At 60.0% G+C, this 25,538-nt stretch carries 24 protein-coding genes; 17 read left to right on the forward strand and 7 right to left on the reverse strand.

Going from position 1 to position 25,538, the window contains the following annotated elements:
- Positions 1-71 precede the first annotated feature (71 nt).
- Genes ACGLWX_RS06780 through ACGLWX_RS06790 form a run of 3 tightly spaced genes read left to right on the forward strand, consistent with a single transcriptional unit; the run spans position 72 to position 4,875 of the window.
- A complete protein-coding gene (locus ACGLWX_RS06780) occupies positions 72-1,295 on the forward strand; it encodes a pyridoxal-phosphate-dependent aminotransferase family protein (protein ID WP_396238410.1) in 1,224 nt (407 codons plus the stop codon).
- Positions 1,296-1,307: 12 nt separating this feature from the next.
- Positions 1,308-4,328 (forward strand): FAD-binding and (Fe-S)-binding domain-containing protein, encoded by a 3,021-nt coding sequence (locus tag ACGLWX_RS06785; RefSeq protein WP_396238412.1) that lies wholly within the window; start codon positions 1,308-1,310, stop codon positions 4,326-4,328.
- Positions 4,329-4,350: 22 nt separating this feature from the next.
- The gene (locus ACGLWX_RS06790; RefSeq protein WP_396238414.1) at positions 4,351-4,875 is read left to right on the forward strand and encodes a gamma carbonic anhydrase family protein; all 525 of its coding nucleotides are present in this window, start codon (positions 4,351-4,353) and stop codon (positions 4,873-4,875) included.
- Positions 4,876-4,950: 75 nt separating this feature from the next.
- Here ACGLWX_RS06790 and ACGLWX_RS06795 read toward each other — a convergent pair whose 3' ends face one another.
- A complete protein-coding gene (locus ACGLWX_RS06795) occupies positions 4,951-6,645 on the reverse strand; it encodes an L-lactate permease (protein WP_396238416.1) in 1,695 nt (564 codons plus the stop codon).
- Positions 6,646-6,958: 313 nt separating this feature from the next.
- On the opposite strand from ACGLWX_RS06795, the gene ACGLWX_RS06800 reads away from it, so the two are divergent.
- Both ACGLWX_RS06800 and ACGLWX_RS06805 read left to right on the forward strand, forming a co-directional pair.
- On the forward strand, positions 6,959-7,687 hold the full coding sequence (locus tag ACGLWX_RS06800; protein WP_396238418.1) for a glutathione S-transferase N-terminal domain-containing protein: 729 nt from the start codon (positions 6,959-6,961) through the stop codon (positions 7,685-7,687).
- A gap of 151 nt (positions 7,688-7,838) precedes the next feature.
- Positions 7,839-8,195, forward strand: coding sequence for a phasin family protein (locus ACGLWX_RS06805; RefSeq protein WP_252106317.1), 357 nt, complete (start codon positions 7,839-7,841; stop codon positions 8,193-8,195).
- 73 nt (positions 8,196-8,268) lie between these two features.
- On the opposite strand, the gene uraD is transcribed toward ACGLWX_RS06805, so the two are convergent.
- On the reverse strand, positions 8,269-8,814 hold the full coding sequence (gene uraD / locus ACGLWX_RS06810) for a 2-oxo-4-hydroxy-4-carboxy-5-ureidoimidazoline decarboxylase (protein ID WP_396238420.1): 546 nt from the start codon (positions 8,812-8,814) through the stop codon (positions 8,269-8,271).
- Positions 8,815-8,940: 126 nt separating this feature from the next.
- On the opposite strand from uraD, the gene uraH reads away from it, so the two are divergent.
- The gene (gene uraH, locus ACGLWX_RS06815; RefSeq protein WP_252106319.1) at positions 8,941-9,294 is read left to right on the forward strand and encodes a hydroxyisourate hydrolase; all 354 of its coding nucleotides are present in this window, start codon (positions 8,941-8,943) and stop codon (positions 9,292-9,294) included.
- A 44-nt stretch (positions 9,295-9,338) separates the two neighbouring features.
- Complete coding sequence (locus ACGLWX_RS06820; protein WP_396238422.1) at positions 9,339-10,055, forward strand: GntR family transcriptional regulator; 717 nt, start codon at positions 9,339-9,341, stop codon at positions 10,053-10,055.
- Positions 10,056-10,084: 29 nt separating this feature from the next.
- On the opposite strand, the gene ilvY is transcribed toward ACGLWX_RS06820, so the two are convergent.
- Positions 10,085-10,963 (reverse strand): HTH-type transcriptional activator IlvY, encoded by an 879-nt coding sequence (gene ilvY, locus ACGLWX_RS06825; RefSeq protein WP_396238424.1) that lies wholly within the window; start codon positions 10,961-10,963, stop codon positions 10,085-10,087.
- A 190-nt stretch (positions 10,964-11,153) separates the two neighbouring features.
- On the opposite strand from ilvY, the gene ilvC reads away from it, so the two are divergent.
- Together ilvC and modF are read left to right on the forward strand one after the other, a co-directional pair.
- Positions 11,154-12,626, forward strand: coding sequence for a ketol-acid reductoisomerase (ilvC, locus tag ACGLWX_RS06830; RefSeq protein WP_396238426.1), 1,473 nt, complete (start codon positions 11,154-11,156; stop codon positions 12,624-12,626).
- A gap of 119 nt (positions 12,627-12,745) precedes the next feature.
- Positions 12,746-14,242 carry a molybdate ABC transporter ATP-binding protein ModF gene (gene modF / locus ACGLWX_RS06835; protein ID WP_396238428.1) on the forward strand — a complete coding sequence of 499 codons (1,497 nt, stop codon included), beginning with the start codon at positions 12,746-12,748 and terminating at the stop codon, positions 14,240-14,242.
- Between the two features lie 189 nt (positions 14,243-14,431).
- Here the strand turns inward: modF and ACGLWX_RS06840 are convergent, their stop codons facing one another.
- The 4 genes from ACGLWX_RS06840 to ACGLWX_RS06855 form a co-directional block, all read right to left on the reverse strand.
- A complete protein-coding gene (locus ACGLWX_RS06840) occupies positions 14,432-14,755 on the reverse strand; it encodes a hypothetical protein (RefSeq protein ID WP_396238430.1) in 324 nt (107 codons plus the stop codon).
- Between the two features lie 195 nt (positions 14,756-14,950).
- A complete protein-coding gene (locus ACGLWX_RS06845) occupies positions 14,951-16,429 on the reverse strand; it encodes an NCS1 family nucleobase:cation symporter-1 (RefSeq protein ID WP_396238432.1) in 1,479 nt (492 codons plus the stop codon).
- An 81-nt stretch (positions 16,430-16,510) separates the two neighbouring features.
- A complete protein-coding gene (locus ACGLWX_RS06850) occupies positions 16,511-17,872 on the reverse strand; it encodes an NCS1 family transporter (RefSeq protein ID WP_396238434.1) in 1,362 nt (453 codons plus the stop codon).
- 160 nt (positions 17,873-18,032) lie between these two features.
- The gene (locus tag ACGLWX_RS06855) at positions 18,033-18,788 is read right to left on the reverse strand and encodes an aspartate/glutamate racemase family protein (protein WP_396238436.1); all 756 of its coding nucleotides are present in this window, start codon (positions 18,786-18,788) and stop codon (positions 18,033-18,035) included.
- A gap of 255 nt (positions 18,789-19,043) precedes the next feature.
- On the opposite strand from ACGLWX_RS06855, the gene puuE reads away from it, so the two are divergent.
- The 8 genes from puuE (at position 19,044) to ACGLWX_RS06895 (ending at position 25,512) form a co-directional block, all read left to right on the forward strand.
- Positions 19,044-19,988, forward strand: a complete 945-nt coding sequence (gene puuE / locus ACGLWX_RS06860) for an allantoinase PuuE (RefSeq protein ID WP_396238438.1) — start codon at positions 19,044-19,046, stop codon at positions 19,986-19,988.
- Between the two features lie 20 nt (positions 19,989-20,008).
- On the forward strand, positions 20,009-20,887 hold the full coding sequence (locus tag ACGLWX_RS06865) for a MurR/RpiR family transcriptional regulator (protein ID WP_396238440.1): 879 nt from the start codon (positions 20,009-20,011) through the stop codon (positions 20,885-20,887).
- Between the two features lie 243 nt (positions 20,888-21,130).
- The gene (locus ACGLWX_RS06870; protein WP_252106329.1) at positions 21,131-21,985 is read left to right on the forward strand and encodes a transporter substrate-binding domain-containing protein; all 855 of its coding nucleotides are present in this window, start codon (positions 21,131-21,133) and stop codon (positions 21,983-21,985) included.
- 8 nt (positions 21,986-21,993) lie between these two features.
- Positions 21,994-22,668 (forward strand): amino acid ABC transporter permease, encoded by a 675-nt coding sequence (locus ACGLWX_RS06875; protein WP_396238442.1) that lies wholly within the window; start codon positions 21,994-21,996, stop codon positions 22,666-22,668.
- Entirely contained in the window at positions 22,665-23,321 is a 657-nt protein-coding gene (locus ACGLWX_RS06880) for an amino acid ABC transporter permease (protein ID WP_396238444.1), read from the forward strand. The genes ACGLWX_RS06875 and ACGLWX_RS06880 overlap by 4 nt, the downstream gene beginning before the upstream one ends.
- Complete coding sequence (locus ACGLWX_RS06885) at positions 23,302-24,030, forward strand: amino acid ABC transporter ATP-binding protein (RefSeq protein ID WP_252106332.1); 729 nt, start codon at positions 23,302-23,304, stop codon at positions 24,028-24,030. Before ACGLWX_RS06880 ends, ACGLWX_RS06885 begins: the two co-directional genes overlap by 20 nt.
- Before the next feature lie 139 nt (positions 24,031-24,169).
- On the forward strand, positions 24,170-24,991 hold the full coding sequence (locus ACGLWX_RS06890; RefSeq protein ID WP_252106333.1) for a bifunctional allantoicase/(S)-ureidoglycine aminohydrolase: 822 nt from the start codon (positions 24,170-24,172) through the stop codon (positions 24,989-24,991).
- A gap of 29 nt (positions 24,992-25,020) precedes the next feature.
- Complete coding sequence (locus tag ACGLWX_RS06895) at positions 25,021-25,512, forward strand: ureidoglycolate lyase (RefSeq protein WP_396238446.1); 492 nt, start codon at positions 25,021-25,023, stop codon at positions 25,510-25,512.
- Positions 25,513-25,538 lie beyond the last annotated feature (26 nt).

Consider the following 25,538-nt stretch of genomic DNA (forward strand, 5'->3'; position numbering starts at 1 on the left):
ATCGTCAAGCACAGCGTTATCGACGCCATTGTCATCACGACAGCGAGATCAACAATAAAAGGATCTATTCCATGCTCAACCTCGATTTTCATCCCACCGGCCGCCATTTTTTGCAAATTCCAGGACCATCACCCGTGCCGGACCGAATCCTGCGCGCCATGAGCTTGCCCACGATCGACCACCGTGGCCCGGAGTTTGGCGCGCTGGGACTCGAGCTTCTCGAGAAAATCAAACGCATCTTCAAGACCGAACACCCGGTCATTATTTACCCGGCCTCGGGGACCGGCGCTTGGGAAGCCGCACTTGCCAATACGCTCTCACCTGGTGATCAGGTATTGATGTTCGAAACCGGCCACTTCGCAACGCTTTGGCACAAGATGGCGCTCAGGTTGCAGCTTGAGCCCGAATTCATCGGCCTGCCGGACTACGAGGGTTGGCGGCAGGGCGTACAAGCGGACATGATCGAGGCGCGGCTCAAGGAGGATAGCAATCACGCCATCAAGGCGGTGTGCGTTGTGCATAACGAAACCTCAACCGGCGTGACCAGCGACATCGCCTCGGTGCGCCGCGCCATCGACGCTGCCAACCACCCGGCCCTTTTGATCGTCGATACCATTTCCGGGCTTGCCAGTGCCGACTATCGCCACGATGAATGGGGCGTTGATGTCACCGTATCAGGGTCCCAGAAAGGCCTCATGCTGCCGCCGGGAATTAGTTTCAACGCGCTGTCGTCCAAGGCGATCGAAGTGAGTAAGGGCGCGACGCTGCCCAGAAGCTTCTGGGCCTGGGATGAAATACTGGAGGCCAACAAAAACGGCTACTGGCCTTATACGCCGAGCACCAACCTGCTTTATGGGCTGAACGAGGCGCTCGACATGCTATTGGAAGAGGGCATGGAGCAGGTGTTCGAGCGCCATGCGCGCTGGGGAGCTGGCGTACGCGCGGCGGTCCAGGCTTGGGGGCTGGAGATCCAGTGTCAGGATCCAGCGCTCTATTCACCGGTATTGACGGGAGTCGTCATGCCAGAGGGGATCGATGCCGACGCGGTACGCAAGATCATCTACGAGCGCTTCGATCTCTCACTGGGCATGGGCCTTGGTAAAGCGAAGGGCAAGATGTTTCGTATCGGTCACTTGGGCGACTGTAACGACTTGACGCTCATCGCCACCCTTGGTGGCTGCGAGGCGGGCATGAAGCTTGCCGGTGTCGAGCTCAAAGCCAGCGGCGTTACGGCGGCGCTCGACTATTTCGCCGAGCATCCACACCGGTTTTCCCGCGATCAATCAGGCCAATAGGCCGGGGGCGCCATGACATCGCTGACTCAGCCGCCACGCTCTGCCGACGCCAAAATCAAGCCGGTGAGTGAGTTCGCGGCCAGGCTTTCTCGTGAAATAGCGGGCGACGTACTCTTCGACCACGCCAGCCGCGGACGCTACTCGACCGATGCGTCGATCTATCAAATCACGCCGGTGGGTGTGGTCATTCCGCGCCACCAGGAGGATCTCACCTTAGCGCTGGATATCGCTCGCGACGCCGATGTACCGGTGCTGGCCCGTGGAGGCGGCACCAGTCAGTGCGGGCAGACCGTGGGAGAGGCGCTGGTACTCGATACCACGCGCTGGCTCAACCAGGTGGTGGAATTCGACGAACAGGCACAAACCGTGGTGGTCGAGCCAGGCATGGTGCTCGATCATCTCAACGCTTGGCTCAAGCCTTACGGGCTCTGGTTTCCGGTGGATGTATCCACCAGCGCTCAGTGCACGATTGGCGGCATGGCAGGCAACAACTCCTGCGGTTCACGCTCGATCTATTACGGCAACATGGTACACAACGTGTTGGGGCTCGACGCGGTGTTGGCCGATGGCAGCGAGGTGAGTCTTGGATTCGTCGATCAGTTTGCCAGCCGTAGCCGGGAGCAGGCGCTGGCCGAAAAAGTCAGGGCCATCGCCGACAAGGTCGGCCCGGAGATTCGCGAACACTTTCCCAAAGTGTTGCGCCGGGTCGGTGGCTATAACCTGGACCTTTTCGACTGTCAAAACCCAATTCCCTACGACCCTGATCACCGTCCTAATCTATCGCACCTGCTGGTGGGCTCGGAGGGCACGCTGGCGGTCAGCCGCCGTATCAAGCTAAGACTTTCACCGCTGCCGGAAAAGAAGGTGCTGGGCGTAGTCAATTTCCCCACTTTCTACCAGGCGATGGATCTCACTCAGCACATTGCCAAGCTCGGCCCCATGGCCGTGGAGCTGGTCGATCGTACGATGATCGAGCTTTCGCTCGAGAATCCGGCGTTTCGCCCGGTCATCGAGAAAGCGTTGATCGGCCGCCCCGAAGCGATGCTGCTGGTGGAGTTCGCTGGCGCCGACCAGGCCACGCTGGTGCAAAAACTCGACGAACTCAACGATTTGATGGGCGAGCTGGGCCTTGGCGGCAGCGTGGTCAACATGATCGATGCCAGCGAGCAGAAGGCGCTTTGGAACGTGCGCAAGGCCGGGCTCAACATCATGATGAGCATGAAAGGGGATGGCAAACCGGTATCGTTCATCGAGGATTGCGCGGTACCGCTGGAACACTTGGCCGAATACACCGACAAACTGACCCAGGTGTTTCATCGTTATGGGACGGAAGGAACCTGGTACGCCCACGCCGGTGCCGGCACGCTTCACGTGCGCCCGATCCTCGATCTGCGCCGGGGCGGGGCCGAGAAGATGCGGGAAATCGCCGAGCATGCCTCGAGCCTGGTGCGTGAATACAAGGGCGCCTATTCCGGTGAGCACGGCGATGGCATCTGCCGGGGCGAGTGGGTCGCTTGGCAGTTCGGCGAAACCGTCAACGATGCGTTCAAGGAGATCAAGGCGCTCTTCGATCCCCATAATCGTTTTAACCCTGGAAAGATCGTCGATACCCCGAAAATGGACGATGAACGCTATTTTCGCTTTCCCACAAGCTACGATCGCATTCCACTTACGCCAGTATTTGACTGGTCCGCCTGGAACGTTGAGCGTGATCCGCTCACCGGCGAGCAGAGCCCTCCGGGGACGGCGGGCGATGCCACCCATGGTCTCGCGATGGCGGTCGAGATGTGCAACAACAACGGACATTGCCGCAAGTTCGATGCGGGCACCATGTGCCCAAGCTACCGGGCGACTCTGGATGAGAAGCATCTGACCCGGGGGCGAGCCAATACCCTTCGGCTGGTGCTTTCCGGTCAGTTGGGGGAGGAGGGGCTGGCCGATGACAGCGTGAAAGAGGCGCTGGATCTCTGCGTCTCCTGCAAGGGCTGTAAGCGTGACTGCCCCACGGGGGTCGACATGGCCAAGTTCAAAATCGAAGCGCGCACGGCCCGAGCGCGGCTCAAGGGGCTTTCGCTTCGCGATCGCATGGTCGGCGAGATGCCGCGCTACGCGCGCTGGGCTCACCGCTTAAAGGGCGTAACGCGAACCATCGAGCGCATTCCGCTGATCGCCTCGCCGCTCAAGCGCTCGTTGGGGCTCGCGCCGCAGCGCGCCTTTCCCGTTTTCGATGGCAATTTTCTGGCAGAGCCTCACCAAAACGCACGCGAAAGCGGCCAGCGCGACGTGCTGCTATTCGTGGATACGTTCAACAACTACATGGAAAGCGACAATGCTCGAGCGGCCAAGCGTGTTCTGGAGGCTGCGGGCTATCATGTGCACTTGAACGTGCAGAAAGGGCAGCGGCCGCTTTGCTGTGGGCGCACCCACTTGGCGGCCGGTCAGTTCGACAAGGCCAAGGCTGAAGCACGGCGAACGCTCGACTACCTGATGCCTTTCGTTCAGCGTGGCGTGGCGGTGGTCGGGCTCGAGCCGTCGTGCCTTTTGACCCTACGCGACGAGTTTTTGCAGTACGGCTTTGGCGATGAGGCTCGGGAACTTGCCGACTCTGCTTACCTCTTCGAGGAATTTCTGGTCAAGGCAAAGGCTGCCGGCGAGCTTACGCTGTCGCTCGAGCCGTTGGCGACGTCTCACGCGCTGCTTCATGGCCACTGCCATCAAAAAGCGTTCGATGCGCTACGCCCGGTCGAGGAGGTGCTTGGCTGGATTCCCGGTCTCAGCGTTGAAACCGTCGAGTCGTCCTGCTGCGGTATGGCGGGGAGTTTCGGTTACGAAGCGGAGCATTTCGACGCCTCGATGAAAATGGCCGAACTCAGTCTGCTACCCGCTGTACGCGGCGCCGACGCCGATACGCTGGTAGTCGCCGATGGCACCAGCTGCCGCCACCAAATTCATGATGGTGCTCAGCGTAACGCCATTCATGTTGCCCGGGTGCTGGAGCAAGCGTTATCCTGGCATGATCGCGCGAACGGGTGACAACAATCAAAAGGAGCCTTGCATGGCCATTTATCAACTGGGGGAGCACAAGCCGGACATTGCCGACGACGTTTACGTCGCCGAGACCGCCGACGTGATCGGGCAGGTGACGCTAAAATCCCGCGCCAGCGCTTGGTATCAGGCGGTGCTGCGCGGCGATACCGAGCGGCTGGAAGTGGGCGAGCAGAGCAACATTCAGGACGGCGCCGTGCTGCACGCCGACCCCGGCTTTCCCTTGACCGTGGGTAACGGCGTGACCGTGGGCCATCAGGCGATGCTGCACGGCTGTACGGTGGAGGATGGCTGTCTGATCGGCATTCAGGCGGTGATTCTCAACGGCGCGGTGATTGGCGAGAACAGCCTGGTCGGCGCCTGCGCCTTCGTGAAAGAGGGCGCGGTGTTTCCGCCCAATTCATTGATCGTCGGCTCCCCAGCGCGTGTGGTGAAAACCCTGCCGGAAGGCGCGATCGACAAACTCCGGCTCAACGCCCAAAGCTACGTCGAGCGCGGCCAGGTGCACGCACAAGAGCTCAAGCGTATCGACTAGCGCTTGATTACAACGTGAAACGCGCGCATAAAAAAACCACCCCGAAGGGTGGTTTTTCGCTTTAAGTGCATCGCTTTATGATAGCAGCGGGTCGCTCAGACCGAGCAGGTAGAACGCGATGAGGCCGATGGTGCCGACAAACACCAGGTAGTAGATCGTCGGCAGAATCGTGATGCGGATCGTCGCGCCCTCGCGGCCCAGAAGGCCAACGGTGGCGGAAGCTGCCACCACGTTGTGAATGGCGATCATGTTACCCGCCGCGGCGCCAACGGCCTGCAGCGCCACCATCATCGCCGTGGAGATGCCCAGCGTCTGCGCAACGTTGAACTGGAACTCCGCCAGCATCAGGTTCGAGACGGTGTTCGAGCCGGCAATGAAGGCCCCCAGTGCGCCCACGGCGGGGGCGAAGAACGGATAGATCCCGCCCACGCCGTTGGCGACGGCTTGGGCCATCATGACCGGCATGGACACGAGATCCGCCCCGTTCACGCCGGAGTTGATCAAAATACGCACCATTGGCACGGTGAAGATCAGCACGAAGCCCGCGCCGAAGATGGTTTTAGTGGACTCCGATACCGCCGCCTTCAACTGGCCACCGTTCATCCTGTGCAGGAAGTAGGTGATCAGCACGACGGCCAGAATGATACCGCCAGGCAGGTACAGCGGCTGCACGCCGCCGCTAACACCGGCTTCGCCCAGGATGTCGGTCCAGCTCAGGTTGATCGAGGTCAGCGCGACACGTAGCGGCTCGATAGTGCGCGAAGCAACCAAAAAAATCGCCAGCAGTACGTAGGGAATCCAGCCTTTGAAGGTCGACATCGGCGCACGGCCCGCCACGTCGTCGAGTTTGATCTGCAGCTTACCGACCCACTCATCCGGCCAGGAAGTGGTCTCGGGAAAGTCCCAGGTATCCTTGGGTAGCAAAAAGCCCTTGCGCGCCGCCGGTACCACGATGGCAAGCCCCACCATGGCGCCGATCATCGAGGGAAATTCCGGGCCGAGGAAAACGCCGACCAGCATGTACGGCACAACGAAGGAGATACCGGTGAAGATGGCAAACGGGGTGATCGACAGGCCCTCTTTCCAGGACTTGTTGGCGCCGAAGAAACGCACCATCACGGTGACCAGAATCAGCGGCATCAAAAGTCCGACAATGCCGTGAATAATGGCGACTTCGCTGGTGATCAGACGGAAAAACACCTCCCAGGAGGAGCCGTTGGCGACGAGCGCGTCGGTGATGCCGTTACGGTCGAGCCCGGTGCCCACGCCCACGATGATTGGTGTACCCACCGCGCCAAAGGAGACCGGCGTGGACTGAAGCATCATGCCCACGACCACCGCGGCCAGCGCCGGAAAGCCCAGTGCGACCATCAAGGGGGCGGCAACGGCGGCGGGCGTACCAAAGCCCGAGGCGCCTTCGATGAAACAGCCAAACAGCCACGCCACGATCAGCGCCTGCACGCGGCGGTCCGGGCTGATGCCGGAGAAGCCGTTGCGAATCGCCATGATGCCGCCGGAGTGCTTAAGCGTGTTGAGCAGCAAAATCGCGCCGAAGATGATCCACAAAAGCCCGGCGGTCTGAATCAGGCCCTGAATGGTCGAGGCGGCCACGCGGGTAAAGCTCATGTCCCAAGCCGTCAGGCCAATCACGGCAGCGGTGAGAAAGACCAGCGGCATGGCGATTCTGGCGGGTACTTTAAAGCCAATCAGCAAAATACCCGCAAGCAGTAGCGGCATGAACGCCAGTAATGCAAGTATCGTTTCACTCATGGAGGGGAGCCCTTGTTTGTTCGACGGTGCTTTTATGAGTAGTCAATGCTCGGTGCTTTTGGCGCGCGAGCAGTCCCGACTAACGATACGACCAGCTTAAGGCGCTGACTACATTGGAAAATTGGTCTTACCAGTCATCGTCCGAGTTTTATGTCGTCCGGAACCTCGTGTTTTTAAATCAAGTCATTGTTTTTATTAGATCTATCCTCAGAGGCGCCAATGAGAAGTGACGTTTTTCATTAGACTAATAGATAGGGCGTCGAACAAGCGGTTGGGCAAGCATTAGGGCTTGTTTGTGGCGCGGGGAGCGACCATGCTGAACACGTCGTCTTTCAAGCGAGGTGAACCGATGGATCGTATCGTTTATGACCTGTGCGGGCGCGATGAACGCCTGCGTTTTTCGCCTTACTGCTGGCGCGTGCACCTGTCGATGGCGCACAAGGGGCTCGCCTATCGCACCGAGCCCTGGCGCTTTCAGCAAAAGGAGAAAATTGCTTTTGCCAATCACGATAAGGTGCCGGTGCTGGTCGACGGCGACACGGTGGTGACCGACAGCTTCGAGATCATGCGCTATCTGGATAAAACCTACCCGGACGCGCCGTTGCTTGGCGAAGGACAGAGCTACCAGCGCGCGCTCTTTTTCAAACTCTTCGTCGAACGCAGCGTTACTCCGGCCCTGTTTCGCATCGTGGTGATGGACTTGCTCGAGGCCATTCACCCCGACGACCGCCAGTATTTTCGTGAAACCCGCGAGGCGAACTTCAAGATGCGTCTCGAAGACCTTCACAACCCGACCCAAGGGCGTGAGCAGCTCGACAAGATGTTGGCGCCGGTGAACGCGCTGCTAAAAGAGAGCGCCTTTCTCGACGGCGACGCACCGGCGGGCGCCGACTACCTGCTGTTTGGAAGTTTCATGTGGGCCCACGTCGTATCACGCGAGGCGCTGTTCGACGAGCACCAGCCCATCTCCCGGTGGTTCGAGAAAATGCTGGCCATTCATGACGGTATGGCAGGCCAGGCACCCACGGTGCGCGAGGTATAGGTCATATCCAAACGGTAAAATGGTGCAGTGCGGCAAAAATCATGTTGCGCTGCACAAAAAGCGCTGCTAGCTTAAGGGGACACAAGGCAAATGCTTTGGTATCGACCGCCCCACATGCGCGTCGAATCGCTAACTGGCAGGAGGTTACGTGATGGATAGGACCGCAGAGAACACCAAGCAGCAGTTCGAGTCGATTTTTGTCTCGCCCATGCGCTCATACACCCTGGCGGCGCTCGATTACTACGAGCGTCTCGTCGGCGCCCAGATGGATGCCGCTCGTGCCTACTCGGACATGAGTCTCGCTCAAGCGCGTACCTGGCTTGACGTGAAGGACGCCGAAGGTTTCAAGCGTGCGATGCAGTCCCAGCAGAAAACCGCGTCTGACTTCATGGAGCGCGTCAAGGGCGACTCCGAGAAAGTCACTTCGATCGGTCAGGACTTCATGCAGGACAGCCAGAAAATGGCCGAAGAGCAGACCCAGAAAGCCGCTGATACCATCAGCCGGTAATCACTCCGATCGCTTTCGAAGCCGCGCCCTCGGGTGCGGCTTTTTCGTGGGCGAAACAAACGTAAAAGGCGCCTCAGGTTTCGCTTTTGGCGATCAGACGAAAGCGCGCGATATGGGCGATCTGCTCGACGGCAGTTTCCCGCTCCTCGTCTGGCGTATTGTTGAGCCGCGTTTCAAACGCCGCCAAAATGTCGTGGCGGTCGAGACCCTTGACCGCAATCACGAACGGAAAGCCGAACTTCTCAAGATAAGCGCCGTTTAAGGACTCAAAGCGCGCCAACTCCTCGACCGAACACTGATCGAGCCCGGCGCCGGCCTGCTCGCTTTTCGATGCGTCGGTCAATTCATCAGCTAGCGCCGCTTTGCCGGCCAAGTCCGGGTGCGCGCGGATCACCTCGATCTGACGCTCCCGTGGGGCGGCTCGCAGCACCTCGCTCATCGTTTGCGCAAGCGCGGCCGGATCGTTGTGGCGGGTATCCAGTCCCTGGCGCCAGGCCTGTTCGGCGATCCAGGGCGAGTGTTCGAACACGTCGCCGTAGGCCGCTACAAACGCGTCCAGCGAGCATTGGCTGGGAGCCGGGGTGAGCGAATCGAAAGCCTCTTGATGCGCGTTTGGCACGGCGTCTTCTCCTTGGCGTAGAGCGAATGGGCGGTGTATACAATCGATGGTATCACCACTAAGCTTTGATCAATACAAGGTGTTGACCGATAGGTCAAACGCACCGCCGATAACAGGAGAGAGGCTATGGGACGGCTGACGACCCACGTACTGGATACCGCCCGAGGCGCGCCTGGCGCAGGCATCACTATCGAGGTGTTTCGGCTTTCCGCCGGCTCTCGCGAGCACTTGGGAAGTGCGGTGACCAATGCCGACGGCCGCTGTGACGGCCCGCTTCTCGAGGGCGAGCGCTTTCTGGCCGGCGAGTACGAACTGGTGTTTCACGCCGGCGACTATCTGCGCACCCAAGGGGTCGAGGCCACGGAGCCGCGCTTTCTGGACGTGATTCCGCTGCGCTTTGGCGTGGCCCGCGCCGACGAACACTACCACGTGCCGCTGCTGCTCTCCCCCTATGGCTACTCGACCTATCGCGGCAGCTAAATACGTTAAAATCGGCACCCGATTTATTTTTGCAAGGAGAGGCCATGAGCGACGAGCAGGCCGCCATGAAACGCCGCGTGCCCGAAAGCGACGGCGACGCGCGCCACGAGTCGATTTATCGTGCGGTGAGCGACGCCATCGTCGAGCAGCGCTTAAAGCCCGGTGCGCGCCTTCGCGAGGACGCGCTATCCGAGGTGTTTGGCATCAGCCGGACCGGTATTCGCAAGATTTTGCAGCGCTTGGCGCTGGAGCAGCTCGTTACCCTGACGCCGCGCCGCGGGGCCAGCGTCACCCGCCCGACCGCGGAAGAGGCGCGAGACGTGTTCAACGCGCGTCAGCTGGTCGAGTGCGGGCTGATGGCGGACGTGGCCAGGCATATGGCCCCGGCGGATGCCGACGCGCTTCGCACCCTGGCTCACCGCGAACGCCAAGCGCTGCGTGAAGGCCAGCAGAGCGTGGCCATTCGCCTCTCGGCGGATTTTCACGTGCAGCTGGCACGCCTTTCCGGCAATGTCACGCTTGCCGACTTCGTCGAGCGGCTCTGCTCGCGCTCGTCGCTGATTCTGGCGGTGTACGGACATCGCGGCCATCTGGGCTGCGAGTCCCACGACCACGACGACCTGATCGGTTATCTGGAAGAGGGCAAGACCGAGCGCGCCACGGCGTTCATGAGCCGCCATCTGAAAGCGATCGAAGCGTCGCTTTCGATGGTGGAAGAAGAGGAGAGCGTACCGGACCTGCGCGAGATTTTTGCCGGTTGAACGAGCAAGCGCCGGCGTCGCCAGCAGGCTTACATCAGGCTCCAGAACGCCTCGACCAGCGGGTTTTTCAGGTTTTTCTTCAACGTAAACAAGCCAATATCGTATGGTTCAAGCGTTGGCGCCACGTCGAGCACGCGAATGCGCTCCCTGAGCGGGCTGTTATCGAGCACGATTTTAGGCACCACGCCAATACCGAACCCCAGGCTTACCATGCTGACGATCGCCTCGTTTCCGGTGACCTGGGCATAGATACGCGGTGAAATGGCGAGCCTGCGAAACCACTCGTCCACCCGCGCGCGCGATACGCCGCTTTCCGACAAAATCATGGGAATACTCGCCCACTGTTCTGGCGTGGCTGGCGTGCCGGTGGGGGCATTCGGCCCGGGCGGCTCCAGCGGCGCAATGAACAGAAGCGGCGAGGTGGCGATCGGCTTGAAGGCCAGCCCCCGCGGCAGGTGCGCGGGTTTGGCGGCGATGCTTAAATCTTCCTTGCCATCCAGCACGTGGGCGATGGCGTGCTCCGGGTCGCCGGTGCGCAGCTTGATCTCGATCGCCGGGTAGGCGATACGAAAGCGGCGCAGAAGCTCGTGTAGAAAGCTATAGCTGGCGGTCACCGAGCCATACAGGCTGATCTCACCGCTCAACTCCCCGGGGTTGTCGGTCAGTTCGTGGCGAATCAGATTCCACTGGCTGCTGGCCTCGCGGGCATACTCGAGAAATCTCTGGCCTTCCCGGGTCAGCATCACGGTCCGGTTGTCGCGATTGAAAAGCGCCACGCCGAGCTCGTCTTCCAAATAGCGGATGTTGCGCGAAAGCGCCGAGACGCTGACGAAACACGCCTCGCTGGCGCGGCCAAAGTGTAGCGTCTCCGCCAGCGCCAGAAACTGTTTGAGGAGTTTGAAGTTCATCGCGCCATCATAAACCTGTTTTGTGAAAAACGGGATGTGCTGTTGCAAATATATCAATTTAAGAAAGAGTCGTTTTTGGGTAGATTGGTCTTACCCACTCGGCGCTGGCTCTAACAGCGAGCGGCCGGGTCACTTTTCGTGTCGGTGTGGCTACATCGACCGCGCTTGATCACTTATCGGGATATCCAGAATGGCTAACTATTTCAATACCCTGACGCTTCGCGAACAGCTCGAGCAGCTCGCCAAATGCCGTTTCATGTACAGCTCTGAATTCGACGAGGGTGTCGAGGCGCTGAAGGGCAAGAAAATGGTCGTCATCGGCTGTGGCGCTCAGGGCCTCAACCAGGGCTTGAACCTGCGCGATAGCGGTCTTGACGTGGCCTATGCGCTGCGCCCGGACGCCATCGAGCAGAAGCGCCAGTCCTGGAAGAACGCCACGGAAAATGGCTTCACTGTGGGCACCTACGAAGAGCTGATTCCGACCGCGGACGTGGTCCTGAACCTGACCCCGGACAAGCAGCACACCTCAGTCGTCAACGCCGTGATGCCGCTGATGAAAGAAGGCGCGTGCCTCTCCTACTCCCACGGTTTCAACATCGTCGAAGAAGGCATGAAGATCCGCGATGACTTGACCGTCATCATGGTCGCGCCGAAGTGCCCGGGCTCCGAAGTGCGCGCCGAATACGTGCGTGGCTTCGGCGTACCCACCCTGATCGCCGTTCACGAAGCCAACGACCCCAAAGGCGAAGGCCTGGCGCTGGCGAAAGCCTACGCGGTGGGCACCGGCGGCCACAAGGCCGGCGTGCTGATGTCTTCCTTCATCGCCGAGGTCAAATCCGACCTGATGGGCGAGCAGACGATTCTTTGCGGCATGCTGCAAACCGGCTCGATCCTGTGCTTCGACAAGATGATCGAAGAGGGCATCGACCCCGGCTACGCCTCCAAGCTGATCCAGTACGGCTGGGAAAACATCACCGAGGCGCTCAAGTACGGCGGCGTGACCAACATGCTGGACCGGCTCTCCAACCCGGCCAAGATCAAGGCGTTCGACCTGGCCGAAGAGCTCAAGGACATCATGCGTCCGCTCTACAACAAGCACCAGGACGACATCATGAGCGGCCACTTCTCGCACACCATGATGGAAGATTGGGCCAACGACGACGCCAACCTGCACAAATGGCGCGACGAAACCGCAGAAACCAACTTCGAGAAAACGCCGGCCGGCGACATGGCGATTTCCGAGCAGGAGTACTTCGATAACGGCATCCTGATGGTGGCCATGGTCAAGGCGGGCGTGGAGCTTGCGTTCGAAACCATGACCGCGGCGGGCATCATCGCTGAGTCCGCCTACTACGAGTCGCTGCACGAAACGCCGCTGATCGCCAACACCATCGCGCGCAAGAAGCTCTACGAGATGAACGCGACGATCTCCGACACCGCAGAGTACGGCTGCTACCTGTACAACCACGCCTGCGTACCGCTGCTGGCGGATTTCATGAAGGGCATCAAGTCCGATGTGATCGGCAAGGGCCTCGATGTCGACGATAACGGCGTGGACAACGCGCGCCTGATCGACGTCAACGAAGCGCTGCGTGCCCACCCGGTCGAAGCCGTTGGCGCCGTGCTGCGTGGCCACATGGCCGACATGAAGAAGATCGTTTAACCCCGGGTTGAGCGTTCGTTAGTCAAGAAAAGCCGGGCTATCTTTTTGATACGCCCGGCTTTTTTGTCACTGAATATGTCAACTCGGACTTTGCTTTCCAACCCATAAGGAATACGTTCATGGAGCCCTCGACCCGTTTGGCGAAGATTGCCTTCAACAGTGCAACGATCAGCTGCGACGATCGCTTCACCTTAAGCGAGGTCGACTGGACCATCGAACCCGGCCAGCACTGGGTCATCACCGGCGCCAATGGCGCCGGCAAATCGGCGCTGGCGGCGGCGCTGGCCGGCGTTGGAAAGCTCGAGGCGGGCAGTATCGACGGGCTTCCCGCGAGCGTCGGGCTGGTCTCGTTCGAGGCGCAGGCCGAGCTTATCGCCGCCGAGCTTAAAAAGGACGATGCCGACATCATGGATGTAGTGTCGCTCGGCACGCCGGTCAGGGAGATGATTTTTGATTACTGCAGTGACGCTGAGCTTGCCGGAGAGCTGGTTGAGAAGTTCGGCCTGACGCCACTGCTGGAGCGCGCTTTTCGCAAGCTCTCCACCGGCGAAACCCGCAAGGTCATGCTGATTCGCGCACTGGCCAACGAGCCGGCGCTGTTGATCCTGGACGAGCCGTTCGACGGGCTCGACGTCGACACGCTCGCCATGCTCCAGGCACACCTGGCCGCCATCGTCGAACGCGTGCCCATGGTGTTGGTGCTCAACCGCTTCGACGAAATGCCGGATTTCATCACCCACGTGGCCTACCTGGACAAGGACCGTCCTGAGCCGGTGAAAGGCAGTAAAAAGCGTAGCGAAGGCGGGCGGCTGGCGTTCACGGTAGACCGCCAGGATGAAGCGGCTTACAACGAGCTTTATCAGCTGCTGCATTTGAAAACCAGCGACCTGCGCGTGCCCGACGCCGACCCTGCCAGCCAGCTGCCGGCGCTCGACCCAAGCCAGCCGCTGGTTAAGCTCACCCAGGCGACGATCCGCTACGGCGATGCGCTGATCGTCGACCGGCTCGACTGGACGATTGAGCAAGGCCAGCACTGGCAGTTGAGCGGCCCGAACGGCAGCGGCAAGACCTGCGTGCTCTCGCTGATCACGGGCGACCACCCGCAGTGCTACACCAATGATATTTTCGTGTTCGGCTTTCAGCGCGGCAGCGGCGAGAGTATCTGGCAGATCAAGCAGTTCATCGGCTACGTTTCCACCGCCCTACAGTGGGAGTATCGCGTTAGCACTAGCTGCAGGAACGTCGTTATTTCGGGCTTTTATGACAGTATCGGCGTCTATAACAAGGCCACCGATCAGCAAAAACGAATCGCCGATCAGTGGTTGGCGCTGCTGGGTATGAGCGCGCGGGCCGACCAGCCGTTCAACAAGCTCTCCTACGGCGACCAGCGGCTGTTGCTGATTGCCCGCGCGATGGTCAAACACCCGCCGCTTCTAATCCTCGACGAGCCCTGCCTGGGCCTTGACGACATGAACCGCCAGCTGGTGCTCGCGCTGATCGAGAAAATCTGTGAAGGCGGCGAAACCACGGTGCTCTACGTCAACCACCACACCGAAGACCGGATCAAGGAGATCGACAATCATCTGACGCTGGAGAAACTCAGCGCTGTTTCATAAAGGCACGCCGTGAGCCTCACTGAACAGGGTAACGAATAACGCTGGATGTTCCGTCGCGAAGTGAATAGGGAACTTTCTCTACTGTAGGAGCCCGCTTCAGCGGGCGAATGGCGCCATCAGACGCCTTGAGTGGGCTACCGGTCGCGGGCTAATTTTTCCCAAGCGCTCGTTACGCTTGACTGACTGGCATCAGTGCCAAAAGCCGCGTTTTGGCTTTGGCTTTGGCTCTGGCGTGCGCCGCGCGAGGTACTCGCCGTAGCAGTCGGGGAAGTGCATTTGGCACCAGTCGGCAAGCTCGGCCTCGGTGGCCGGATGGCACGTCGGCGCCGAGCTTGAATAAAGCGACAGCGCCTCATTCGCCTCGAGCGCCTGCCAGAGTAGCGCGATGTAAGTGCTCCCCGCGCCAATGCTCGAGGCGGCACCGTAGCCTTCAGCATCGCTCAGGGCGCGATAGCCCGAGCGCGTGACGACCCCTTTGGCGAACTCCTGCTGGTGCGATGGCAACGTATTCATGCGAGTGATAGCGTTCTTAAGCGATGTTCTAAAGCAATGTTCCTGAGCGATGTTTTGAAAAGATGCCCTTAAGCGATGGCGCCAGCTGAGGCGATGCGTAAAGGCGTTGCAGAGCATAAATCGATCCGTAAAAAAGCGCCACCGGCCCGGGCCGGTGGCGCTTTTGCGCTTACCCTAACGCGTAACGTATGTGTCTTAGGTGGTCTGGTGGGCGCCGATGGCAGGCGCCGCCCTGAAATTGCGCATCAGCGCGTAGTAAATCAGCCCGCCCAAACCGGCACCGATCAGCCAACCGTAGCCGCCGAGCCCGGAAAGCGCGGGTACCAGCACGGTGGACAGCGAGAACGCCGCCGCCCCTACGAAGGCGATCAGGGCGCGCTTGTTCCAGCCCTTGGTGTAGTAGTAGGCGCTGTTTCGCTCGGAAGAGAAGAGCTCCTCCATGTTCAGGTGCTGGCGCTTGATCAGGTAGTAGTCCACCACGATGATCCCGTAGAAGGGCGCCACCACCGCGCCAAGCGCGTTCACAAAGCCCGGCACGCCGATCTGGCTGATCACCGAGACCCATAGCGCGCCCACGAAAAACGCGATGATCGCGGTGATCAAACCGCCGGTCTTGAAGCTGATCTTGCTGGGAAACAGGTTCGCCAGGTCATACGCCGGCGGGATGAAGTTCGCCACCAGGTTGATACCGACGGTTGCGGCGAAGAAGGTCAGCGCGGCGACGATGGTCAGCGGCAAGGAGTCTACCCGCTCGACGATATCCGCCGGATTGGTCAGCGCCTCGCCGAATAGCACCAGCGTGCCGGCGGTAATGATCAGCGCGATGAAGGAGAAAAACGCTACGTTCAGCGGCAGGCCCAGAAGGTTACCCAGCTTCATCTGGCGCTCGGTTTTCACGAAGCGGGTGAAATCGCCGAAGTTGATCACCACTGCCGCGAAGTAGGCGATCATGGTGCCGACGATGGCGAAAAACGCTGCCACGGCGCCGCCGTCCGGCTCGCCGCTGCCGCTGAAAATGGTTCCGATGGCGGGCAAAAGTTCATCGCCGGCCTGGTACCAGACCACGCCCATCAGCACCAGCATGACCACGTAAACGAGCGGCCCCGCCCAGTTCAAAAAGTGCTTGATGCGCTCGATGCCCTGCCAGAAGATCGCGATTTGAAACACCCACACGATCACGAACGACACCCATGCCACCGGGGAGAGCCCCAAAAAGCTTGCCCCGCTCGGCTCACCGATGAAGGCGGTGATCAATAGCGCCACCGCCGTCGAGGCGAAGTAGGTCTGCACGCCGTACCAAAAGATCCCGACGATGGCGCGCAGGATGGCGGGCAGGTTGGCCCCGCGTACTCCCAGGCTCGCCCGCACCATGACCGGAAACGGAATGCCGTACTTCACGCTCGGTTTGCCGGTCAGGTTGACCAGAAACATGACTACCACCCCGGCCAGGATGATCGCCGCCATCACCGCCCAGCCGTTCAGGCCATAGGTCAGAAAAAGCGACGCGGCCAGGGTGTAGCCGAACAGACTCTGAATGTCGTTGGACCAGACGTTGAAGATTTCGAAGGCGCCCCAGCTACGCGCCTCGGGCTTTAACGGGGCGAGGTCTTCGTTGTAAAGACTAGGGTCGATGCGCTTTATATCGAGTCCACTCGGGGACGGTTGCTCATGCATGGTGACATCCTGTGCGGGTATTTGGCGTTGTGATTGAAACGATATAAAAAGGCCGCCCGAGGGCGGCAGGGGAACAAACGGTTATTGCGTAAAGCGCTGGCAAACGGACCAGCGCGCCATGAGCAGGTAGTACACCCCGCCCGCCGGAATCAGGCTTGCGTACCAGGATACCGCCGAGAACATGAGTGCGGCGACGATGCCTACCGCCATGGCGATCACGGCGGCCAGGTTGACGCCTTTGTAGGGGCCTTGCGGGTCGTAGAGCTTGTCGAGATCCAGCGTGCGCCGGCGAATCAGATAGTAGTCCACCACCAGAATCGCAAAGATCGGGCCGAGAAAGGCGGAGTAGGTCTGCACGAACAGTTGAAGCCCGGCGGCGGATTCCGGCTGCACCAGCTTCCAGGGAAAGGTGGCGAAGGCCAGCAGACCGACCAGAATGGAGGCCGTTGGAAAGCGCATCTTGAACACGTCCATCAGCACGTAGGTCGGCGGCACCACGTTATTGAGCACGTTGGTGGTCACCTGGGCAAAGGCGATGAACAACAGCGTCGTCATCAGAAGCGGGGTGTTATCCACCGCGTTGGCGAACACCTGGATGGGGTCGGCGGTGCCGGTCGCCTCGGATACCATGTAGCCGATCAAGCCCATGAACAGCGTGCAGGGCAGAATCGACATGGCGTAGATGGTGGTCAAAAGTCCGCCGCCGGTGCCTTTTTTATGCTCGCGCGAATAGTCGCTGACGTTGAGCATCATGGTGCTGTAGATGCCGAGAAACAGCATCGTCGCGCCCCAGAACGGCATGCCCCAAGAGCCCTCCATGGTGAACAGGCTTGCCGAAAGCTCGTCGCCGTAGCGCTGCACCGTGGCGTAGAACATGTAGGTCAGCGAGCACAAAATGAAGGCGCTACCGATGTTCTCGAGCCACTTGATGCCCTGAAACCCGGTCACCGACAGCGCGATCTGCAGAAACTGAAAAGCGATGAAGAAAAATATCAGGTTGTCGAAGCCGAACAGCGTGGCCGACACCATGTTCAGCGCACCCGCGCCGATCCAGCTCTGAAAGCCGTACCACACCACGGCGGGCACCGCGCGAACGAGCCCCGGAATGCGCGTGCCGGTGAAGCCAAAGGCGGAGCGCGCCTGCACCATGAAGGGAATGCCGTACTTGTAGCCGGCGGCACCGTTGATGGCCAGCGCCACGCCGATGACGAAGCAACCGATGGCGATGGCAAGGGTGGCCTGTAGAAGGTTGAGCGTACCCACCACGCTCGAGCCCATGGCGAAGGTGCCGATCGACACGCAGCCGCCGAACCAGGCCAGAAAGTAGGAGCCGCGCCCCATGATGCGGGTTTGCTGCGGCGCCAGGCTCTCGGCGCCCATCGCTTTTTGAGCGGCGTCCACCGGCGGGTGTGACGCCTCTGAGGTCAATTCAGACGTGTTCATCGTACCGTCCTCGCAAGATATTCGACGTTATAGTTTTGCCCGATTTTCGGGCGACGCTTGCGGCGTGGCGTGCTAACGGTGTTCGTATTGTCGTTATGGGTGCTGCTTTTTATCGATCGAACGGTACTGCTTACTCAGTAATGCTGCTTGATTGTGATCGCTAAACGCCCGGCGGCAGCTCAAGGTTCGAATAGTCGCTGAACCTGCCGGTAAAGGTTTTCGGGCGCGGGTAGTCCAGATCTCCGTATTTACTGGTTTGAAGGCCAAGCCCGACCAGCGACTCGGCAAGCTTCAAAGCGGCGCTGACACCTTCGACGACCGGAAGGCCCACCTCGCGGCTGATCGCCTGGGTCAAATTGGCCATGCCGCCGCAGCCCAGTACGATGGCGCCGATACCATCCTCGTCGCGAGCCCGGCAGCACTCGGCGACGATGCGCTTGAACGCCGCGTCCGGGTCGTGCTCGAGATCGAGCACCGGAATTTCTGCGGCGCGTATACGCCGGCAGTGGTGGCTGAAACCGTACTGCTCCAGAAGGTGCTCGGCGATGATGCCGGTGCGCCCCAGGGTCGTGACGATCGAAAAGCGCGTGCTGATCAGGGTGGCTAGGTGAAACCCGGCCTCGGCGATGCCGATCACCGGCGCGCGGGTCAGCTCGCGGGCGGCCAGAAGCCCTGGGTCGCCGAAGCAGGCCACGATATAGGCATCGATCCCGCCTTCGCGCTCGCCCTTGAGCACTTCCTCGGCCACGCCCACGGCGCTCACCGCCTCGTCGAAATGGCTTTCGATCGATACCGGCCCGGCCTCGGGCTGCGTGGCGCTCAGCGTCGTGCCCTCGCTTTTCAGCGCCTCGGCGGCGCGATGAATGGCTTGGGTCATCGAGGCGGTCGTGTTGGGATTGATGATGCGTATATGCACGTTGAGCGACTCACAGGTAAACGATTAAAAGTCATCTTGTATACGAAAATAAGGCGCTTTAAATCACGGCGCAACCCTTTTAACGTTGAACCATAGTGTAAGACCCAAACGCCCTAAAGCACGGTATAAGCGCTCCGATAAGGCGCTAAAACCAGGCGTATAAAAGCCGACGGGCCGCCGGCGCGTTGCGAGCGGACGTCGAACTGTTTACCTTGTATACAAAGAAGTCCCGCCAACAATCAGGGAGATACCACGATGTCCACGAAAGAGCAGACCGCCAGCTTCTATCCGCGCGACCTGGTGGGCTACGGGCAAAATACGCCCCACGCCAACTGGCCCGGCAAGGCGAAAATCGCCGTGCAGTTCGTGCTCAACTATGAAGAGGGAGGGGAAAACTCGGTGCTGCACGGCGACGTCGGCTCCGAGCAGTTTCTTTCCGAGATCATCGGGGCGGCGAGCTATAGCTCGCGCCATCTCAGCATGGAGTCGATCTACGAGTACGGCTCGCGCTCAGGCGTCTGGCGCATCCTGCGCGAATTCGAGCGTCGCGGCCTGCCGCTGACCGTGTTTGGCGTGGCGATGGCGCTGGAGCGTCACCCGGACGTCGCCCACGCCTTCAAGGAACTGGGCCACGAAATCGCCTGCCACGGCTACCGTTGGATCCACTACCAGGAAGTGCCCGAACACATCGAGCGCGACCACCTGCAAAAGGCCATGGATATCTTCGAGCGCCTGTACGGCGAGAAGCCCGAAGGCTGGTACACCGGCCGCGACAGCCCCAACACCCGGCGGCTGGTGGTCGACGAAGGCAGCTTTTTGTACGACAGCGACTACTACGGCGATGACCTGCCGTTCTGGAGCCGCGTGACCGACAGCCAGGGCAGCGACCACAATCACCTGATCGTGCCCTATACGCTCGACACCAACGACATGCGTTTCGCCTCGCCTCAAGGCTTCAACACCTCGGATCACTTCTTTAGCTACCTGCGCGACGCCTTCGATGTCCTCTACGCCGAAGGCGACGAAGCACCTAAAATGCTCTCCGTCGGCATGCACTGCCGCCTACTGGGCCGCCCCGGGCGCTTTCGCGCGCTGCAGCGCTTTTTGGACTACATCGAAGCCCACGACCGCGTCTGGGTGACGCGCCGCGTGGACATCGCCCGCCACTGGGCCGAGCACCACCCGGCACCGGCGCTTTAACCTTAGCCGCTTGGAGAGCTATGACACCCCATATAGGACAGCGTATCACCGCCCAGTTCGAATCGCTTAGCGCACAGGAGCAGCGGGTGGCGAGCTTTATTCTGGATCACTTCGACGATCTGGCCGTCTACAGTGCGGCGGATTTGGCGCGGCTGACCGGCGTGTCGAAATCCACCGTTAGCCGCTTGTTCAAGCGGCTGGGGTTCGAGAGCTTTCGCACCGTCAAGGCGCACGCCCGTCAGCTTAGAAACCTGGGTGTGCCGCTGGTCATCGAATCTGATGCCATGGCGGAAGAGGGAGGTGGCGCTCTAGCGCGTCACCTTCAGCGCGAGCAGGAAAACCTGCAGCGCGGGCTAGGCCGGTTGGATACGGACGATATAGCAAGCGCAGTCGACGCGCTCTGCTCGGCGCGCCAGGTAGTGGTGATGGGGTTTCGCAACAGCTACCCCTTGGCGCTGCATTTTCGCCAGCAACTGATTCAGGCTCGCGCTCAGGTGCGCTTGGCCCCGCAGCCCAATCAGTCGCTTGCCGAGGAGGTTGTCGATCTCACCGCCGATGATGTCGTGGTGCTGTTTGGTTTTCGTCGGCGGCCTCGCGGGCTGTCCAAACTGGTGGAAGCGTTGGTACGCTCACCGGCCCGCTGTTTACTGATCGGTGACCCGACCGCTGCAGGCATGGCCGCTCGCGCCACTTGGTTTTTTGAAACTCCGCTCGAAAGTCTTTCGGCTTTTGACAGCTACGCTACAGCCAACAGCCTGATCTGCCTGCTGGCCAATTCAGTACTGCATCAGCGCCTCGCTCAAGGACGTGAACGCATCAGCCAGATCAGCGACGGTTATAGTGAACTCGATGAGCTCGAGGCTGCGGTGATGAGCGTCGATTGGGACGCGTGTCAATAATAGTGCTTGGGCATTACACGATGCACCGTTTACTGGCATCGATGCGATGGCATTTCGTATTTAATGACTTTAAAAACCGTTCTTTTTGCTCTTAACTAATTAATTAAATAGTTTTTTGTTTCGACTGGTCTCCTTATTGCTGCATGTGAAACGAAAGTTTCTTTAACTCGTTCATGAAACGATTTTTTCACCGGAGCTTTAGCGACTCGACGTTAAAGGGGGCCGGTACATGAGGAGAGCAGCGTGAAAGCGATTCAGCAGAGCATCCAAAATGGTGGGCTAAGCCTGGTCAAGCGGCTTCAGTCCGGTATCGTCGCTACCGGCGTGGCGACAGTTCTAGGGCTTGGCGGCTTGGGGGGCAGCGCCACTGCAAGCGCCGATGCGCTCGAAGACATCGAATCCCGTGGCACCATTCGGATCGCGGTGCCCCAGGATTTTCCACCTTTCGGCTCGGTTGGCCCGGATCTTCAGCCGCGCGGCTATGATATCGATATGGCGAATTACTTGGCAGACGAGATGGGGGTTACGCTCGAACTGATCACCGTGACAAGCGCCAACCGCATACCCTACCTGCAAACCGGCCAAGCCGATCTGGTGATTTCAAGTCTCGGTAAGAACGCCGAGCGTGAAGCGGCGATTGATTTCTCGGATGCCTACGCGCCTTTTTTCCTGGGCGTTTTCAGTGCCGACCCGGATGAGCGACTCGATACGCCGGAAGAACTTGCCGGCATGACCATAGGCGCGACGCGGGGCGCGGTAGAAGACATGGAACTCTCCAATATTGCCCCGGACTCCACGACTATTCAGCGCTTTGAGGACAATGCGACCACTATTTCGGCGTTTTTGTCCGGACAGGTCGACTACGTTGCCACGGGGAACCTGGTCGCCGCCGAAATCGCCGAACGCAATAGCAACCGCGCGCCTTCACTGATCTATCAGCTCAAGGATTCTCCCTGCTATGTAGGCATGAACAAAAACGAGCCGGCGCTTCAAGCCGAGGTTAATCGCCTGATCGACCAAGCGCTTAAGGACGGTACTCTAAACGAATTTTCCCAGCGCTGGCTCAGCGCCGATCTGCCTGATGGTTTCGGTAGCTGAGTGGCACCATGGGATCCTTGGATTTTCTCACGCTTTTGCCCTACACCAGCGACTTGCTGAAAGGGCTTATCACGACGGTCGTATTGACCGTCGTCACCACGCTGGCGGGGATCATGCTCGCCGTAGTGGTAGCTTACTTGAGAGCGCACGGTCAGATTTGGCTTCGCCGCGGGCTAGGCACTTACGTCGAAGTCACTCGGAATACGCCGTTCATCGTGCAGCTTTTTTTCATTTTTTTCGGCCTGCCTGGGCTGGGCATTAAGATCGATGCGATCACTGCGGCGTTCATCGCCATGACACTTAATCTGGCCGCTTACAGCGCCGAGATTCTGCGTGCGGGTATTAGCGCTACGGCCAAAGGACAGCTCGAAGCCGGTCGCGCGCTAGGCATGTCGGCGCTGCAAAGCTATCGCCATATCGTGCTGGTGCCTGCGTTCGCACGGGTTTATCCATCGCTAATCAGTCAAGCGATCATCGTGATGCTCGGCTCGGCGGTAGTATCGCAAATTTCGGTGTTCGATCTGACCTACGCTGCCAACTTCGTTCAGTCGCGTAACTTCAGAAGTTTTGAGGTTTATCTGCTGATTACGCTGGTCTATCTACTACTTGCCTTCGGCCTGCGCCGCGCCTTCATGCTGGTAGGTAGCCGGGTATTCGCTTATCAGCGAGGAGAAACTCGGTGATCGAATTTACCTTTTGGGACATTCTGCGCAATCTTCTGCTGGCAGCGCGCTGGACCGTGGTGCTGTCGCTGATCGCGTTCGCCGGTGGCGCTGTGGTCGGGCTCATCTTGACCTTTCTGCGCTTGTCGAGCCAGCGCTGGCTTCAGCATTTGACGGCGCTGTACGTCGATTTGTTTCAAGGCACGCCGCTTCTGATGCAGCTGTTTTTGATCTTTTTCGGTGCCGCGGCGCTGGGCCAGCCGATTTCCGCTTGGCTTGCCGCCTCCATTGCGCTGACGCTTTTTACCAGCGCATTCTTGTGCGATATCTGGCGCGGCTGTCTGGAAGCGGTCGCCAAGGGGCAGTGGCATGCCGCTCGGGTACTCGGTATGAACTACTACCAGAGCATGCGCCACGTGATTCTGCCACAGGCACTGAGGTTGTCGGTCCCGCCCACGGTGGGGTTTTCGGTCCAGGTCGTTAAAGGCACGGCGCTTGCCTCGATCATCGGTTTCGTCGAGCTGACCAAGGCCGGCACTATGCTCAACAATGCCACTTTCGAGCCCTTCACCATTTTCGCGCTGGTGGCCCTTCTTTACTTTGCGCTCTGCTTCCCTCTGTCCTGCTACGCGCGCTATCTGGAGAAAAAGCTCTATGACGCTGGTTTGCGTTGATAACGTTCATAAAGCCTTTGGCGACCTGCAGGTGCTTAAGGGTATCGACCTCGATGTCGCACAAGGCGAAGTCATTGCCATCATCGGTCGCAGCGGTTCGGGTAAGAGCACGCTTCTGCGCTGTCTCAATCAGTTGGAGCAGCACGACCAAGGGTCTATTACGATTGCGGGAAAGGAGCTCGACGCGGGCTCCATGTCGCCCAAGGCGCTGAGCGAAAACGTCGGGATGGTGTTTCAAAGCTTCAACCTTTTCCCTCATAAAACAGTTGGGGAAAACGTCTGCCTGGCGCCGATCGTGGTGCGCGGTCAAGCGCGTAGTGATGTCGAACCCCTGGCGCGCGAAGTGCTCTCCAAGGTGGGATTGTCCGACAAGTACGACGTCTTCCCGGCCCAGCTTTCCGGTGGTCAACAGCAGCGGGTCGCCATTGCGCGCGCGCTCGCCATGCGCCCCAAGGTATTGCTGTGCGACGAAGTGACTTCGGCGCTCGACCCGGAACTCGTGGGTGAAGTGCTGCGCGTGCTGGAGGCGCTAGCGGCGGAGGGGATGACGCTGATTCTTGTCACCCACGAGATGGGCTTCGCCCGAGACGTCGCCGACCGCGTAGTCTTCATGCACCAAGGGCGCATTCACGAGCAGGGCGTACCGGCCGAGCTGTTCGCCGAGCCGAAAACCCCCGAACTCAAGCAGTTCATCTCCGCTGTGCTTTAAATTTTCATACCCTCGATAAACGGCACTGAAGGCGACAACTTTTAAGCGCGCAGGCTGGAGGTGCCCGAACGCTTCACTACGGCGAGCAAATCTTGTATACAAGATGGGTTCGCCGTTTTCCTGTTAAAAAGAGTCAACAATGTCCAATAACTACTACGCCCCCAAGGGCGGCCATCCGCCGCAAACTCAGCTCACTGCCGACCGGGCGGTGTTCACCGAGGCGTTTGCCCTGATCCCGAAAGGGGTGATGCGCGATATCGTGACCAGCAACCTGCCGTTTTGGGAAAGCACCCGGGCCTGGGTGCTGGCGCGCCCGCTGTCGGGCTTCGCCGAAACGTTCTCGCAGTACATCATGGAAGTACAGCCGGATGGCGGCAGCGACAAGCCCGAGCTCGACCCGAAAGCCGAAGGCGTGCTGTTCGTGGTCGAAGGCGAGCTCACGCTGACCCTCGAAGGCGAGCGCCACGTCATGGCGCCCGGCGGCTACGCCTTCATTCCGCCGGCCAGCAGTTGGCAGGTGCGCAACGAGACCCGGGAGCCGGTGCGCTTTCACTGGATTCGCAAGGCGTACGAGTATGTCGAGGGGATCGACGTGCCCAACGCGTTTGTGACCAACGAGCAGGAGATCCTGCCCAATGAGATGCCGGGCACCGACGGGCGCTGGTCGACCACCCGCTTCGTCGACCCGGCGGATATCCGCCACGACATGCACGTGACCATCGTCAACTTTCAGCCCGGCGGCGTCATTCCCTTCGACGAAACTCACGTCATGGAGCACGGCCTCTACGTGCTGGAAGGCAAGGCGGTGTATCACCTGAACCAGCAGTGGGTCGAGGTGGAAGCCGGCGATTTCATGTGGCTGCGCGCTTTCTGCCCCCAGGCCTGCTACGCCGGTGGCCCGGGCCCGTTTCGCTACCTGCTGTACAAGGATGTGAACCGCCACGCGGCGCTCAAGTTTTAACTCACCCGCCCCGGCTAAAGGAGCCTGATATGCTCGAACTGACCGCCGCGCCGCTGACCGCGGAAACCTTCGCCCCGTTTGGCGAGGTAATCGACGCCCGAACGTCGCCCTCGTTTGCGATCAACGCCGGGCGCACTCAGCGCCACCACGACCTGGCCCGGGTACAAACCCTTGGCGAGAACGCCCACACGCTGATCAACATTTTCGTCAGCCAGCCGGTGACGCTGCCTTTGGAACTCACCTTTCTGGAGCGCCACCCCCAGGGCAGCCAAGCCTTCATGCCGCTGCACGGCGAGCGCTTTATCGTCGTGGTCGCGCCCGCCGGCGAAACGATCAACCCGCGTGATGTGCGCGCGTTCGTGACCGACGGCCGCCAGGGCGTGAACTACGCCGCGGGCACCTGGCACGCGATCAACTCGGTACTTGAGCACGAGGGGGAGTTTCTGGTGGTCGACCGGGGCGGCGAAGGCGATAACTGCGACGAATTTGCCCTCGATATCGTCGTGAGCCTAAATGAATAGCTCCGACGAATAGCCGCGGGGGCGTT

This window comes from Halomonas sp. HMF6819 (genome assembly GCF_044335525.1).
Classification (GTDB): Bacteria; Pseudomonadota; Gammaproteobacteria; order Pseudomonadales; family Halomonadaceae; genus Vreelandella.